14 protein-coding genes are annotated in these 15893 nt (G+C 39.6%); 4 read left to right on the forward strand and 10 right to left on the reverse strand.

Features of this window, described 5'->3' with window-relative positions; translation table 11 throughout:
• Positions 1–29: 29 nt before the first annotated feature.
• From ABVM50_RS06305 to gcvP, 3 genes are all read right to left on the reverse strand, one after another.
• On the reverse strand, positions 30–551 hold the full coding sequence (locus tag ABVM50_RS06305) for a methyltransferase domain-containing protein (protein WP_405200447.1): 522 nt from the start codon (positions 549–551) through the stop codon (positions 30–32).
• On the reverse strand, positions 551–1609 hold the full coding sequence (locus ABVM50_RS06310; protein WP_405200448.1) for a 3-oxoacyl-ACP synthase III family protein: 1059 nt from the start codon (positions 1607–1609) through the stop codon (positions 551–553). The genes ABVM50_RS06305 and ABVM50_RS06310 overlap by 1 nt, the downstream gene beginning before the upstream one ends.
• Positions 1610–1738: 129 nt before the next feature.
• Positions 1739–4588: an aminomethyl-transferring glycine dehydrogenase gene (gene gcvP / locus ABVM50_RS06315; RefSeq protein WP_405200449.1), complete on the reverse strand. Its 2850-nt coding sequence runs from the start codon at positions 4586–4588 to the stop codon at positions 1739–1741.
• Between the two features lie 131 nt (positions 4589–4719).
• Between gcvP and ABVM50_RS06320 the strand changes: the two genes are divergently transcribed.
• Entirely contained in the window at positions 4720–5559 is an 840-nt protein-coding gene (locus ABVM50_RS06320) for a hypothetical protein (RefSeq protein WP_405200450.1), read from the forward strand.
• On the opposite strand, the gene ABVM50_RS06325 is transcribed toward ABVM50_RS06320, so the two are convergent.
• The 5 genes from ABVM50_RS06325 to ABVM50_RS06345 form a co-directional block, all read right to left on the reverse strand.
• Positions 5525–5794, reverse strand: coding sequence for a hypothetical protein (locus ABVM50_RS06325; RefSeq protein ID WP_322301918.1), 270 nt, complete (start codon positions 5792–5794; stop codon positions 5525–5527). The two genes, ABVM50_RS06320 and ABVM50_RS06325, sit on opposite strands and share 35 nt — an antisense overlap.
• 2 nt (positions 5795–5796) lie before the next feature.
• The gene (locus ABVM50_RS06330) at positions 5797–6348 is read right to left on the reverse strand and encodes a sigma-70 family RNA polymerase sigma factor (RefSeq protein ID WP_405200451.1); all 552 of its coding nucleotides are present in this window, start codon (positions 6346–6348) and stop codon (positions 5797–5799) included.
• A 91-nt stretch (positions 6349–6439) separates the two neighbouring features.
• The gene (locus tag ABVM50_RS06335; RefSeq protein WP_405200452.1) at positions 6440–8470 is read right to left on the reverse strand and encodes a M3 family metallopeptidase; all 2031 of its coding nucleotides are present in this window, start codon (positions 8468–8470) and stop codon (positions 6440–6442) included.
• A 206-nt stretch (positions 8471–8676) separates the two neighbouring features.
• On the reverse strand, positions 8677–9168 hold the full coding sequence (gene purE / locus ABVM50_RS06340; protein ID WP_405200453.1) for a 5-(carboxyamino)imidazole ribonucleotide mutase: 492 nt from the start codon (positions 9166–9168) through the stop codon (positions 8677–8679).
• A 1-nt stretch (position 9169) separates the two neighbouring features.
• Positions 9170–10333 carry a 5-(carboxyamino)imidazole ribonucleotide synthase gene (locus ABVM50_RS06345; RefSeq protein WP_405200454.1) on the reverse strand — a complete coding sequence of 388 codons (1164 nt, stop codon included), beginning with the start codon at positions 10331–10333 and terminating at the stop codon, positions 9170–9172.
• 122 nt (positions 10334–10455) lie between these two features.
• On the opposite strand from ABVM50_RS06345, the gene ABVM50_RS06350 reads away from it, so the two are divergent.
• From ABVM50_RS06350 to ABVM50_RS06360, 3 genes are all read left to right on the forward strand, one after another.
• Complete coding sequence (locus ABVM50_RS06350) at positions 10456–11568, forward strand: adenylate kinase (RefSeq protein ID WP_405200455.1); 1113 nt, start codon at positions 10456–10458, stop codon at positions 11566–11568.
• Positions 11569–11571: 3 nt separating this feature from the next.
• Positions 11572–12567: a GTPase ObgE gene (obgE, locus tag ABVM50_RS06355; RefSeq protein WP_405200456.1), complete on the forward strand. Its 996-nt coding sequence runs from the start codon at positions 11572–11574 to the stop codon at positions 12565–12567.
• Between the two features lie 69 nt (positions 12568–12636).
• Complete coding sequence (locus ABVM50_RS06360; RefSeq protein WP_405200457.1) at positions 12637–13158, forward strand: DUF4136 domain-containing protein; 522 nt, start codon at positions 12637–12639, stop codon at positions 13156–13158.
• A gap of 85 nt (positions 13159–13243) precedes the next feature.
• Here ABVM50_RS06360 and ABVM50_RS06365 read toward each other — a convergent pair whose 3' ends face one another.
• Complete coding sequence (locus ABVM50_RS06365; RefSeq protein WP_405200458.1) at positions 13244–14938, reverse strand: OmpA family protein; 1695 nt, start codon at positions 14936–14938, stop codon at positions 13244–13246.
• Positions 14939–14950: 12 nt separating this feature from the next.
• Positions 14951–15883, reverse strand: coding sequence for a type IX secretion system membrane protein PorP/SprF (locus ABVM50_RS06370; RefSeq protein ID WP_405200459.1), 933 nt, complete (start codon positions 15881–15883; stop codon positions 14951–14953).
• Between the last annotated feature and the right edge of the window lie 10 nt (positions 15884–15893).

Genomic DNA, 15893 nt, shown 5'->3' on the forward strand with positions numbered 1-15893 from the left:
AAATTTCAGTAAGTGGCTAATATAGAGTATTAGATTCTTTCAGCATAAACAGCATAGTACCTTGGAGTAAACTTCCGAAGAATAGGGCGTAATCCAATTTTCTTCACTGGATGTGCCCATTGAATACTATCTTTTATTTGCCAGCCACTTTTTTCAAGCAACCAGTCGAACTGCCATTTTTCGAACTCATGATAATGCCGGTCCCACGGATCGGTCTTGCTGCGATAGGCCGGAGCAAACCATAGCTTTAAGGGAACGCTTGCTACAAGTTTTGAAGCTTTGATCTCTTTCAGAATATTATATGGAGCGAGTAGATGTTCGAAGATTTCGAACGCCGTAACGCAATCATAAGAATTTGTTTGCACCGCCTCAAAGTGATCGTCCAGATCTTCCCCACTGGTATTATTTACCTGAAAACCTTCCTTTTCCATAATTTTTGAAAACGGATTGGGAACTCCCAGATCCAGTATTCGTTCATCTCTGGAAATATGATTTTCTAAAAATTCCAGTGTCTTCTGAAAGCGTTCTTCCGGGAAACTTTGTTCGTACATTATACCTGGTAAGTGATCGCATTAATGTTCATTCCTGCACCAACGCTGGCAAACATTACAACGTCACCTTTCTCAAGTTTTTGATGGTCAATTTTACCTTTACGTACAAGATCCAGAAGCGTTGGGACGGTGGCTACACTGCTATTTCCCAGTTCGTGAATGGTCATAGGCATCACATGTTCAGGCGCTTGCATATCGTGTAATTTGTAGAACCTGTTAATGATAGCTTCATCCATCTTCTCGTTCGCCTGGTGAATAAATACAGTTTTAAGATCTTCAATGGATTTCCCGCTATTCTCCAGGCAGGTTTTCATTGCTTTTGGAACGTTCACCAGGGCAAATTCGTAGATCTTGCGTCCATTCATTTTTATAAAACGAATATCTTCTGAAGATTTGCTATTATTGGATTTTCCAAAGTAGATATATTCAGATTCCTGCAATGAGAATGTCGCCGACTCATGAGAAAGAATACCTCCAGTCTCTTCTGAAGCTTCTAAAATTGCCGCTCCGGCACCATCAGAAAAAATCATGCTATCTCTGTCGTGACTATCTACAACCCTGGATAAAGCTTCAGCACCAATAACCAGACAGCGTTTCGCAATTCCAGCCTTAATAAATGCAGTTGCCTGCACCATCCCTTCGATCCAACCAGGACAGCCAAAGAGAATATCATATCCTACACATTTAGGATTGCTGATCTTCAATTTTGCTTTTACACGGGTAGCTAAACTAGGTACTGTATCGCTTTGAACAGTGTTGGATTTAACGTCTCCATAATTATGAGCAACAATGATATAATCAAGAGTTTCAGGATCTATTCCAGCATCCTCTATAGCTTTTTTACTAGCCAGAGTTGCAATGTCTGAAGTATTCATTCCAGGTTCAATATACCTGCGCTCTTCAATCCCGGTAATAGCTTTGAACTTACGAATTGTAGTTGGATTGTCCTGAGGAAAAGAACTCCCGTCGAGGTTAAAAAACTCATGTTGCTCAAAGTCAGCATTTCTTGTGACAACATTAGGTATGTAACTTCCCGTACCGGTAATTTTAAAATTCATCTGACTCTGAGATTATAAATATTTCACAATTTAATTAAATAGCCTTTAGCTACATTTAATATTTAATACTTTTTGGTCGAAAAAAAACCTGCCAGTTGACAGGTTTTTATTTCTAAAGTGCTATCTGGCTTATACTTCGGCATATTCTTCCGTAGGAGGGCAGGTACACATCAGGTTCCTGTCTCCATAAGCTTCATCTACACGTCGTACACTTGGCCAGAACTTATTGTCATGCAAATGACTTAGTGGATATGCTGCTTTCTCACGACTATATGGTAAATTCCATTCGTTAGCGGTAAGCATATGTATGGTATGCGGAGCATTCTTCAAAACATTGTTAGGTTCATCTACCGATGCTTCGTCAATTTCTTTTCGAATTGAAATTAGCGCATCACAGAATCTATCCAGTTCAGGTTTTGATTCACTTTCGGTTGGTTCGATCATTACAGTTCCAGCTACCGGGAATGATACTGTTGGAGCATGGAACCCATAATCGATCAAACGTTTGGCGATATCTGTTACTTCAATACCTTTTTCTTTGAAAGGTCTGCAATCTACGATCATCTCATGCGCAGCACGTCCTCTTTCTCCGGAATAAAGGGTTTTATAATGTCCGTTTAAACGTTCCTTGATATAATTAGCATTCAAAATAGCATATTCTGTTGCCTTTTGAAGACCTCCAGTCCCAAGCATTTTGATGTATCCGTAAGATATAAGGCAAACTAGAGCAGAACCCCATGGAGCTGAAGAAATTGCGCCGATCGCCTTGTCTCCTCCGGTTTTGATCACTGGATTTCCAGGAAGGAAAGGTTTCAACTGCTCAGCTACACAAATAGGACCAACTCCAGGTCCACCACCTCCGTGAGGAATGGCGAAAGTTTTATGAAGGTTCAGGTGACAGACATCAGCACCAATTTTCCCTGGATTGGTAAGTCCAACCTGGGCGTTCATGTTCGCGCCATCCATATAAACCTGACCACCATTTTCATGAATAATATTGGTCACCTCGCGAATAGCTGATTCAAAAACCCCGTGTGTAGAAGGATAGGTAACCATAAGTGCAGCGAGATTGTCTTTATGCTTCAATGCTTTTTCTCGTAGATCATCAACGTCTATATTTCCATTTTCGGTGGCTTTGGTGACAATCACTTTCATTCCGGCCATTACAGCTGAAGCAGGATTCGTACCGTGAGCAGAAGATGGAATAAGGCAAATATTTCTATGACTGTCTCCATTTGCTTCGTGGTATGCACGTATAACCATTAAACCAGCATACTCGCCCTGAGCTCCGGAATTTGGTTGTAAAGAGGTCGCTGAAAATCCTGTAATTTCAGTTAACTGATCTTCAAGTTCCTTTAATATCGATTGGTAACCCTGAGCCTGATCTACAGGAACAAATGGGTGTAAATTTCCCCATTGAGGATTACTTAAAGGCAACATTTCTGAAGCTGCATTCAATTTCATGGTGCAGGATCCAAGGCTTATCATCGAGTGGTTCAGGGAAAGATCCTTGCGCTCCAGCTTTTTTATATAACGCATCAATTCAGTTTCTGAATGATACAAATTGAATACTTCGTGAGTCAGAAACTCGGTAGTACGTTGAAGTAACTCCGGAATTCTAATTTTAGAAGATAATTCAGAAACTTCAGTAGCTTCTTTATCTTTTAATTCAGCAAAAACTGAAATGATCGCGTTCAGATCGTCTGTAGTAGTAGTCTCATTGATCGAAATACAGGCGCTTTCAGCATCAGGATAGAAGAAATTTATCTCGTGCTTTTCAGCAATAGTTTTTAAAGATTTAGCGTCCACCTTTACATGTAGCGTATCAAAATATGCTGAATTCTGCTGTTCGAAACCAAGCTCCTTCAAACTATCCTCCAGGCTAACTGCCGTTGCATGCACAATACCTGCGATGTACTCTAGTCCGCGTGGACCGTGATATACCGCATACATTCCCGCCATGACCGCAAGAAGAACCTGCGCAGTACAAATATTGGAAGTTGCTTTGTCTCTTTTTATATGTTGTTCACGGGTTTGCAGCGCCATTCTAAGGGCATTATTCCCGTCTATATCCTTCGTAAGACCAATAATACGTCCTGGAAGATTTCTTTTAAATTCCTCTCTGGTTGCAAAAAATGCTGCATGTGGTCCTCCATATCCTAGCGGAATTCCAAAACGCTGCGTAGTTCCAACAACCACGTCTACTCCAAGTTCGCCCGGAGCCTGAAGCATTACAAGGCTAAGTATATCTGCCGCAAATGCGGTTTTGATTTTAGCTGCTTTACATTTCTCTACAAATTCTTTGTAATCGAAGATCTGTCCGAATTTCCCAGGATACTGAACAAGTGCTCCAAAGTATTCATCAGAAAAGTCAAATTCTTCATGATCTCCCACGACCATGTCGATCCCAAGAAAATTAGCACGCGTTTCCATTAGAGAAATGGTCTGTGGTAATGTTTGCTGAGAAACGAAAAATTTATTGACGTTTGCTTTTTTCTGATCTCTTTCGCGAACAGAGAATAAAAGCGCCATGGCTTCAGCTGCAGCAGTAGATTCATCTAATAAAGATGCGTTCGCTAGCTCCATTCCGGTAAGATCACTTACCATGGTCTGGAAATTCAGAAGAGCTTCCAGTCTACCCTGAGCGATTTCTGCCTGGTAAGGAGTGTAAGCAGTGTACCAACCCGGATTTTCCAGAATATTTCTCTGGATTACCGCGGGCAGGATGCTTTGATGGTATCCTAAACCAATGTAGGTCTTATATAATTTATTCTTCTCTGAAAGCTTCTTGATATGTTCTGCATACTGGTTCTCACTCATTGCTTTAGGCAGATTAAGTGGGTTTTCCAGCCTGATATCATCAGGAATTGTTTCGTATATAAGTTGCTCTATAGACTCAACACCAATCGTGTCCAACATTTCCTGAAGATTTTCAGCTTTGGGACCAATATGGCGTAATGCGAAAGAATCTGTTCTCATCAATAAATTAAGTTGTGTTTTTGTGGCGCAAAAGTACATAATTCCGAGCTAATTTAAAGTGGTTAAGAGGTATACAGTTGTTAAGATTTTTGACTGACCAGAAACTAGCAAAGAATATGTAATTTCGTAAGATGAAGTACCTTCGCCAGGCTTTTGACTTATATATTAATAGCAGTATTCACGTTGCTCTTGCGGTGGTATGTTTCGCGATGATAAGTATGCTCGAATATAACTTCAAAATTACCTATGATCTACTTGCTTTTATTTTTATCTCAACGATAACCGGTTATAATTTTGTCAAATACGCTGGTATTGCAAAACTGCATCATTCCAGTCTAGCCGGAAACCTGCGAATCATTCAAATATTTTCTTTTGTAAGTTTTCTGGCGTTAATCTATTTTACAGTTCAACTGTCAGTAAATGTCCTGATAGCAACAGGGATCCTTGGCTTACTAACACTTTTGTATGCGCTACCGGTTTTTGGAAACAGCAGGAATTTGAGAAGTCTAGCGGGGATTAAAATATTTGTGATTGCAATGGTATGGGCTGGAACTACAGTTTTGCTGCCCGTAATCAATGCTCAGCAACTGCTGAATCAACCAGTGCTTATAGATTTCTTCCAGAGGTTTTGTATGGTGGTAGTGCTCACGCTACCTTTTGAAATAAGAGATTTAATCTATGACTCTGATTCTCTTGAAACCATTCCCCAAAGAATTGGAGTGCGAAAAACAAGGATCTTTGGGGTTGTTTTATCGATACTGATATGTGTCATTGAAATATTTCAGCGGCAATTCCGCGGTTATAGTCTTCTAGCTTTATTTCTGGTGTGTGTAATTATTGGAATATTCCTGCTAGGTAGTAGGGAACGGCAGTCTAAATATTATGCGTCTTTCTGGGTGGAGTCGATTCCCATAATGTACCTGGGAATTCTGTTGCTTATGAAGTATGTTCTTCCGAATGCAGTTTATTAATTCTTTCACGCCATTCTTTCTTTTTTTCTTCGGAACAACATTCCAGATTTGCTTCTTTCAGCTTACGGGTAAGTTTGGAATTTCTGCTGGAAAATGTGCGGCAGGTTCTGCAGAAGGCAAGATGGATGGTTAACTTGATCTTTTCGAAAAAACCGGCTTCATCGTACTGTGCTTTTGTGCAACAGGTAGCTGCTTCAGAACAGTCAACAAAAAGAGATTTACTTTTTTTACTCATAATTAAAACCAGTTTTTTTCCATGCATGCAGCCAGAGCAGTTCTGGCGCGGTGAATAATAACCCACAAATTAGACGGCGTGATATCAAATTCATTACATATCGCTTCCGTGTCAACCCCATCTATAGTTTTACGCTTAAAAATTGCTGCTTGTTTTTCGTTGATAGAGTCCAGACAATCCAGAATTGCCAGTCCAAGTTCATTATTTTCCATGTCATCCTCGGCGGTACGGTCAAATTGATCTGGAACCTGTTCTTCCAGCCATTCACCTTCGCTATCTTCTCCAGTATAATTGATCTTAACTTCTGCCTGACCTTTCCTGGAATTATTGCGCCTATAGTGATCGATGATCTTTCGCTTCAGGATCGAAATGAGCCAGGTTCTTTCGCTGGCTTCGCCTTTAAAGTTCTTAGCAGATTTTAACCCGGCCAGGAAGGTTTCAGAAATGAGATCATTAGCGACTTCACGGTCATTTACACGCACGATCGTATAATTAAACAGATAATCTGAATATCTGTCTACCCATTTATTTGGATCAAGTTGGTTTGAAGGCATGTGTGCTTGTGACGGTTGCAACTCAAAAATATGAAAAGAATGGTGATCCTGTAGCTTTATAGTCAGGTTTTACCATTCTTTTCAGAATTATTTATTTACTGATTAAACCAGCTCTTCTTAATAGAGCATCTGGTTTTGGTTCTTTTCCGCGGAAGCGTTTATATAGTTCCATTGGATGTTCTGTACCACCTTGCGAGAGTATATTATCTTTAAATTTATCTGCGACATCCTTGCTGAATATTCCGTTTTCCGTAAAATATTCAAATGCATCTGCATCCAGTACTTCTGCCCATTTGTAAGAATAATATCCTGCAGAATAACCACCCTGGAAGATATGGGAAAATGCGGTACTCATACAATTACTGGCTACATCCGGGAATAATTTGGTAGGTTCGAATGCTTCTGTTTCATGTGCCTTTACATCACTTACATTCGAAGGGTTCTGCGCGTGCCAGCTAAGATCTAACATTCCAAAGCTTAACTGTCTTAAGGTTGCCATACCTTCCAGAAAGTTGGACGAATCCTTGATCTTAGTGATGTATTCCTGAGGAATGGCTTCTCCGGTTTTATAATGTTTTGCAAAGAGTTGCAACGCCTCTTGCTCGTAACACCAGTTCTCAAGAACCTGGCTTGGTAGTTCTACAAAATCCCAGTATACATTGGCGCCAGAAAGACTTGGGTAAGTTGTATTTGCGAGCATACCGTGTAAGGCATGACCAAATTCATGGAACAAAGTTGTTACTTCATTGAAGGTTAGTAATGAAGGTTGCTTCTCTGTTGGTTTAGTGAAATTGCATACTATAGATATATGGGGTCTCTCATTCTGCCCATTTTCAATCGACTGCTGTTTGTAAATCGTCATCCATGCACCATCTCTTTTTCCTGGGCGGGGATGAAAGTCGGCATAGAAAAGAGCAATATCATTCCCTATAGTATCGGTAACATTATAGGTTCTAACATCCTGGTGATATACATCAACATCAGTTACTTGTTCGAATTTGAGTCCGTAAAGTTTCCCTGCGATGGTAAACACACCGTCGATCACTTTCTCTAACTGGAAGTATGGTTTCAGCTTTTCGTCATCCAGATCAAATAATTTTTGTTTCAGTTTTTCAGCATAATAAGCTGAATCCCATTTTTGTAAGGTGTCGATCTGATCCAACTCTTTAGCGAACTTTTCTAATTGATTAAATTCTCGCTCTGCTGCAGGTCTTGCTTTCTCCAGCATTTGCTCGAGAAAGGACTCTACTTTCTGCGGGGTTTCAGCCATACGTTCTTCAAGAACAAAGTGTGCATGGGAATCAAAACCTAGTAGTTTTGCTCTTTCATATCGCAGTTTTGCGATATCAAGTACATTTTGCTGGTTATCCAGTTCATCACCTTTAAAAGCTCTCGATCCAAATGCGAGAGAAAGTTCCTTTCGCAACTCCCTGTCAACAGCATATTTCATGAATGGAATATAGCTTGGGTATTCGAGACTGAATATCCAGCCTTCGGTATCCTTGGATTTTGCAATATTTCTGGCTTCTTCTATGAAACTATCAGGTAATCCACCTAAACGAGATTCTTCGGTGACAAACAGCTCATATTTATTGGTTTCAGCTAAAACATTTTCACCAAACTGCAATTTTAGCTTAGATAGTTTTTTGTCGATCTCACGTAGAGCCTGTTGATCTTCGCTAGTCAGGTTGGCGCCGTTACGTGTAAATGCTTTGTATTTCTGGTCAAGTAAGGTGGTTTGCTCTTTGTTGAGGTCCAGTGATTCTTTTTGATCATAAACCTTTTTAACTCTTTCGAAAAGCGCATTATTCAGAATAACATCATTCTTGAATTCTGAAAGTAAAGGAGAAACATCCTGAGCGATCTTCTGAATTTCTTCATTGGTTTCCGCAGAATTTATATTGAAGAAAATACTGGTAACGCGATCAAGTTTCTTTCCAGAAAACTCTAATGCTTCGATAGTATTTTCGAAGCTTGGATTTTCCTTACTGGACGTTATAACTTCAATATCTTTTTGGGCAAGTTCTATAGCCTTTATAATGGCAGGTTTGTAATCTGAAGTTTTTATGCTTGAAAAAGGAGCTTGATTAAAATCTTCCAGTAATATATTTTGAGAGCTCATGAATGTAAGTTTAACGCTTTTGCAAATTTATATGAACGTTATTGCAAAAGATCTAATTAAAATTTCTATTTTAGCCTTTTAATCGATTAAAGATCAACTTATAACGATACAGTAGTATAACAAGTTCTGGTTAAAATTTAGAATGGTTAATAAATAATAACGGATTAAAGGTTTACTGCTTAGGGATCACATGGTGATCCCTTTTTTTATATTTTTTTCTGAACGCTTTTCGCGCCTTCGATCACCTTTTGTTTAAGACCTTCTTTGTAAACAAGGATTTTATCCATTACGCATTTATCTGCCGTACCTATGATTTGTGCAGCCAGGATACCTGCGTTCTTGGCGCCATCAAGAGCCACTGTCGCGACAGGTACGCCACCGGGCATTTGTAGAATTGACAATACTGAATCCCAACCATCTATGGAGTTTCTTGATTTCACTGGAACTCCAATCACTGGCAATGGTGACATGGATGCTACCATCCCTGGAAGGTGAGCTGCACCACCGGCACCTGCGATAATAACTTTGATATCTCTATCATGGGCATTTTTACTAAAATCAAATAATTTATCTGGCGTACGATGAGCTGAAACGATATCTACTTCCACCGGTATGTCAAATCCTTCCAGTATGTCGATTGCTTCCTGCATTACAGGCATATCACTGGTACTACCCATGATCACAGCTACTTTTCCCATCTTATGATTTTTTGCTAATAACTTGAATACTATTCTTTACTTTTTCAGCGATCTTTCGAGCTTCGCCAAGATCTTTATTTACGATCGTTACATGACCCATTTTACGAAAAGGTCTGGTAATTTTTTTACCATAGATATGTGGAGTAACTCCTTCCATACCCATAATCTTTTCGATGTTTTTATATTGAACCTCGCCTTCATGATTTTCATCACCTACCAGATTAACCATGATCCCGCCAAGTTTACTATCGGTTTTACCCAAAGGCAGGTCCAGAATAGCTCTAATTTGCTGTTCGAACTGGTTGGTGTAGGAAGCTTCAATACTATAATGACCACTATTATGAGGTCTTGGAGCCACTTCATTGATCAAAATTTCATCGTCTTCAGTTTGAAACATTTCAACCGCGAGTAATCCTACATGTTCAAATGCTTCGGAAACATTTTCAGCTAATTTCCTTGCCTTTTCAGCTACATTATTATCGATACGCGCTGGACAGATGACATATTCTACCTGGTTTGCCGTGGGATGAAATTCCATTTCCACAACAGGATAAGTGCGAACTTCACCTGAAGGATTCCGTGCCACGATAACCGCCAGTTCATTTTTGAAAGGCACCAGGTTTTCAGCAATACATTCTGCATCGGGAAGATTGGCGAGATCAGCTTCCGTTCTAATAACCGATACTCCTTTTCCATCATAACCACCGGTAGCACTTTTCCAGACGAAAGGTAAACTTACTTTCTGCTCGTTGACGTCTGATTTTAAAAGTTCCAGATTTGGAAATCTTTTGAAAGCTGCAGTTGGTAAATTGTGTTTTTCGTAAAATTCTTTTTGTACCGCCTTATTCTGAATTTTCTCCAGGGTTGCTGCGGAAGGATATGTTTTAACGCCTTCGCTTTCCAGTTGTCTTAAAGCTTCTATATTAATACTTTCAATTTCAAAAGTTAATACATCTGCTTTTCTACCAAATTGAAGAACAGTTTCATAATCCATTAGATCTCCCTGTTCAAAATAGTCGCAGGAAATTCTTGAAGGAGCCTCTGAACTTGGATCCAGCACAAGTGTCTGGATATCGTACTTTCGGGTCTCATAAAGCATCATTTTGCCAAGCTGGCCACCACCTAGAATTCCCAGTTTAAAGTCTGATGAGAAATAATTTACCATAAGTTAATTCGGCTTTTCGCAAAAATAAGTTATTCCTGATTCCTGCCATATTTATTCAGCAAGAATTCGGGAAGGCGGGCTTGTATAGATTCCTTATCTTTGCCACTTAAAATTGCTGAATTTTGATAAAGCTACACGATCTGGAATTCGAACCTTTTATCTCTGAGGATGAAATTACGAAAGCCATCGATACTATTGCTAAACGATTGAATGACGAATATGCAGGGAGAAAACCTGTTTTTATCGGGATCCTGAATGGCTCTTTTATGTTCGCTTCCGAAGTGATCAAACGATTTGAGAGTGACTGCGAGATTAGTTTCGTAAAAATGGGATCTTATGAAGGCACTAAAACTACCGGAGAAGTCAAAACCTTATTAGGTTTGGGACAGGAACTTGCAGGTAGGGAAGTTGTTCTTCTGGAAGATATCGTGGATACCGGTAATACGCTCGTTGAGGTTGATAGAATTTTAACTGAGGCAGGTGTAGCTAATTACCAGGTGGCAACACTTTTCTTTAAACCTTCAGCTTACAAAAAAGATGTTCCGGTACAGATTATCGGGATGGAGATACCTAATAAATTTATTGTTGGTTACGGTCTTGACTATGACGGTCTGGGCAGGAACCTAACTCAAGTATATAAACGCAAAGAAAGCAAAATGACAAATCTAGTGCTGTTTGGCCCTCCGGGTGCAGGCAAGGGAACTCAGGCAACCATTTTAAAGGAAAAGTACGATCTTATACATATTTCTACGGGAGATGTATTCAGGTATAATATCAAGAATCAAACTGAACTTGGGCTCAGCGCAAAATCGTTTATTGATAAGGGACAACTGGTTCCAGATGAGGTTACCATCAATATGCTGAATGCCGAAGTTGAAAAAAATGAAGGTGCTAACGGATTTATTTTTGATGGATTTCCAAGAACTGAAGCTCAGGCTGAAGCACTAAGCGAATCTTTGGAAGCGAAAGGAACTGAAGTAAATGCCATGATCGCTCTGGAAGTAGAAGATGAGATTCTTGTTGAAAGATTGCTGGAAAGAGGTAAAACTTCAGGTAGACCAGATGATGCTGATGAGCGTGTTATTCGCAATCGTATCAAGGTTTATTATGCTGAAACTGCCATTTTAAAGAATTTCTACCAGAAACAAAATAAGTATTATGGAGTGAATGGTGAAGGTAGTATAGAAGAGATCACTACTCGACTGAGTTCTGTGATCGATGAATTAATGAAATAAGATATGACTGAAGGGAATTTTGTTGATTACGTAAAGATCCATGTTTTCTCCGGAAAAGGAGGGAAGGGTTCTGCGCACCTGCATAGGGAGAAATATATAACCAAAGGAGGTCCCGATGGTGGTGATGGTGGTCGTGGTGGCCACGTAATCGTAAAAGGGAATGAAAACCTATGGACATTATTCCACCTTAAATTTAAGCGGCACGTAAAAGCTGAGCATGGCGGTAATGGGAGTAAACAGAGAAGTTCTGGTGCTCAGGGTACAGATGAATACATCCATGTGCCATTAGGTACTGTGATCAGGGATACTGAAACTAACGAGATTATCAAGGAAATTACTGAAGATGGTCAGGAATTTATAATTGCTGAAGGTGGTAAAGGAGGACTGGGAAACTGGCATTTTAAAAGTTCGACCAATCAGACTCCACGATATGCTCAACCAGGTATTGATGGGCAGCAGGTGGATATTACTCTGGAACTAAAAGTTCTTGCAGATGTTGGTCTGGTAGGTTTCCCTAATGCTGGAAAATCTACTTTACTTTCAGTAATTACTGCTGCAAAACCAAAGATTGCCAATTATGAATTTACCACTCTAAAGCCAAATCTAGGGATTGTTCAGTATCGTGATTTTCAAACTTTCGTGGTTGCAGATATTCCTGGGATCATTGAAGGAGCAGCCGAAGGTAGAGGTCTTGGACATCGATTCTTAAGACATATCGAGCGGAACTCAACGCTACTTTTCTTAATTCCTTCAGATGCGAAGGATATTAAAGAGCAGTACGATATTCTTGTTGATGAGCTTAGGCGATACAATCCTGAATTAATGGATAAGGACAGGTTGATCGCAATTTCTAAAAGTGATCTTTTAGATGAGGAGCTTAAGGCAGAAATGAAATCACAACTCGATAAAGAACTTGATTTTCCATATCTGTTTATTTCTTCAGTAGCTCAAAAAGGACTGCAAGAGCTCAAAGATAAATTATGGCAAATGCTTAATTAAGCTTGTTTAATTCCTGTTAAACAAGTGTTTGCTCCGGCTGGTTTTGGCTAATTTTAGAAAAAACCGGTTATGAAGATTCTTAAAATATCTACTTTATTATTATTTATGACTGCCTGTAATACACCACAGGCAGTCTACGATTACGATCAAACGGTTCAGTTCGATCAATACAATTCTTATTCAATTTATTCAGATTTACAAACAGGGCTCAATCAACTTGATCAGGGGAGGCTAATGAATGCGTTAAATTCTAAGATGCAGGAAAAAGGCTTCAGTAGATCTCAGACAGCCGGTCTTCAGGTAAATGTCTCTACACAGGAGTACGAAAGAGATAATCGTAGCAGAGTTGGTCTTGGCCTTGGTGGAGGTGGAGGTAACGTGGGAGTTGGAGTGAGCGGAGGTATTCCTATTGGTAAAATGGATACCTATATGGAGCTAACATTCGATTTTGTAGATATTGACAAAGATACATTGGTCTGGCAGGCAGTAGTAGAAAGTAGTTTTGATGCAAATGCTGATCCAGAAAAACGTCAAAAGACTTTTGATAAATTAGTTGAGAAAGCTTTGGAAGGATATCCGCCTAAGAAATAGTCAGCTTAAATCATTTAAACAAAAAAGCCCCATGCAATTGCAAGGGGCTTTCCATTTTGATTGGTTAGTTAGTACAAGGTTGAACCTAGTTCTCGTTGTCTTCAATCATATCATCATCCATAGAATCTTCAGAATCATTTTCTGTCATCGACTGACTTTCAGAATTTCTGTTTGATACTACAAATGCACTTCTTCTGTTCTTAGCATATTCTGCGTTAGTACATCCGGTTGGTTGAGTACAGTCATTTACTGGACGAGTTTCACCATAACCTTCAGATGTTAGTCTGCTTCTGTCAATTCCTTTCTTAACAAGGTAGTCGACTGTAGAAGCTGCTCTTCTCTTAGATAACGCCATGTTATAGCTATCAGAACCTCTTGCATCTGCATGAGACTCAACTTTCACTTTGATATTTGGATAATCATTCATGTAAGTTACTACTGAATCCAGAACAACTTCAGACTCTTTCTTGATCGTTGCTTTGTCAAAATCGAAGTAGATTTTGCTACCATCGATCGGGATAAGATCCTGACCACTTGTTGGGTCAACTTCAGTAGGAGCTTCAACGATCTCATTCTCTTCACGTGTGAATTGATATAGATTATCTGTTCCTCTTCTATTTGAAGCAAAGTATCCAGTTTCATCACTCTCTTTCACAACATATGCGAAATCATCGTTACCACTATTTATAGAAGATCCAAGGTTTTCTACTTCACTGAAGTCACCTTCAGTTCTGTAGATATCAAGGTTACCAAATCCCTGGTGTCCATCTGAAGTGAAGTATAATACATCATTTTCGCTAATGAAAGGGAATTGCTCTCTATTGGCAGTGTTAACTCCAGCTCCTAGATTTTGAGGAGTTCCGAAGGTTCCATCTTCATTGATGTCTACCATGTAGATGTCGAAAGATCCACTTCCACCAGGCATGTCGCTGGCAAAGTATAACTTCGTTCCATCTGAGCTTAGGCTTGGGTGTTCTACTGAATAATCTTCACTACTAAAAGGAAGTTTTTCAACATTGGTCCACTCACCATCTACCATTTCAGCACGGTAAATGCTAATGTGAGCTACACGAACATCATTCTCATTTTTCACACGATCTTCATTCGTTCTGTCAAAATAGATAGTGTTTCCATCCTGGCTGAATGTTGCTGAACTCTCATGCTCATCCGTATTAATAATATCTGAAAAAAGAACTATGTCTTTCATCTCACCATCATCATCCATTTGCGCGCTGTAAAGATCTAATGCAGGCATTTTATTCCAAGGATAGATAGGACGTTCCTGGTTTCTTGTAGAGGCAAAAGCCACTCGGTCACCATAGAATCCAATTCCGAAATCTGATGATGAAGCGTTGTTCATGATCTGATCGTATTTGAATTTATGAGGAACTACAGTGTCAAGAGTATTCTTGAATTCTTCATGATTCCAGTCATTTCCAGATAACTCATTCATTAGCTCATCGGCTTTTACATAATTACCCTGAGCCATCAATGCGTGAGCATAACGGAATTGATACTCCGGTGCAACAGCACCGGAATGTCTTAAAAATAACATCTCATATACTTCAGCTGCATTCTGCATCTGGTTAGTATAGAAGTAAGAGTCTCCAAGATTCTGAAGAATCTCCTGAGATTTCTCATTCACATTTTCATAAGCATCAGCTGCATCGATATAAGCTGCATTGGCGAAAAACTTGTTTCCGTCCCTAATGTCAGACTTTTGACCGAAAGCTGTAATGCTCACGAATAAAATTAAAAGTGTACAATATATATTTTTCATCTTAGGCTGGTTTTAGAAGAATCTTGGTGATTTGTCATATCCTTTCTTAAGTCCGAATAGGTCCAGATCAAACAATAGCATGATCTCATGAGAACCATCGTCGCTCAGGTCATAAGTCGGGTAGTCATATGCATACCCAATTCTTAATCCCGGAGTAACCTGAAAGTTTACCAAGCCTGTAACAGACTTATCGAATCTATAACCAAGACCTGCTTCAAATCTGTCATAAAGTAATGCATTCGCATTTACGTCAACAGATAATGGTGATCCTTCAACCCCTCTAACCATAGTAGAAGGCTTTAGTTTAAAGTTTTCAGTAATGTCAAACACATAACCACCGGTAAGGTAGTAATGGATCTCTTCTGAACCTTTGTCTCTGAGTAACTGGCTGTCATCAAGATGATCTGCCGTTAATAAGTTAGGTGCAGAAACACCTAAGTAGTGCTTGTCACCAAACCAGAAAGCTCCAACTCCAAATACAGGAAATACTTCGCTGATGTTTTGGAATGCTGCGTCACCTGGATCATTTACACGTAAGCCTGCAAGGTTTGCGTCGAATGTCGTTAGACCTGCCTTTGCACCGAAAGATAACTTTGTGTTATCACCAGTTGGGATCACGTATGCGAAATCTGCAGTAATGTTATTTGTTTTCTCAACATCACCAATTTCGTCATGAACTACAGTTATTCCAAGTTCAACGCGCTCACTCACCGGAGTGTGGGCAAAGAAGTTGAGGGTGCGCGGTGCACCATCAACATCTGTCCATTGCATTCTGTAAATCGCACCCAGGTTTAACATGCCTGGATCGTCTGTCGCATATGCAGGATTCACTACACTCATGTTGTACATGTACTGAGTGAAGAGTGGATCTTGCTGGGCCATACCCTTTATAGAAAAAAGGATAATGCCTGCGAATAATAAATATTTTGTGATTATTTTTTTCATCTCTTGTTCT

Origin of the sequence: Christiangramia sp. LLG6405-1 (assembly GCF_045055805.1) — a bacterium.
Classification (GTDB): Bacteria; Bacteroidota; Bacteroidia; order Flavobacteriales; family Flavobacteriaceae; genus Christiangramia.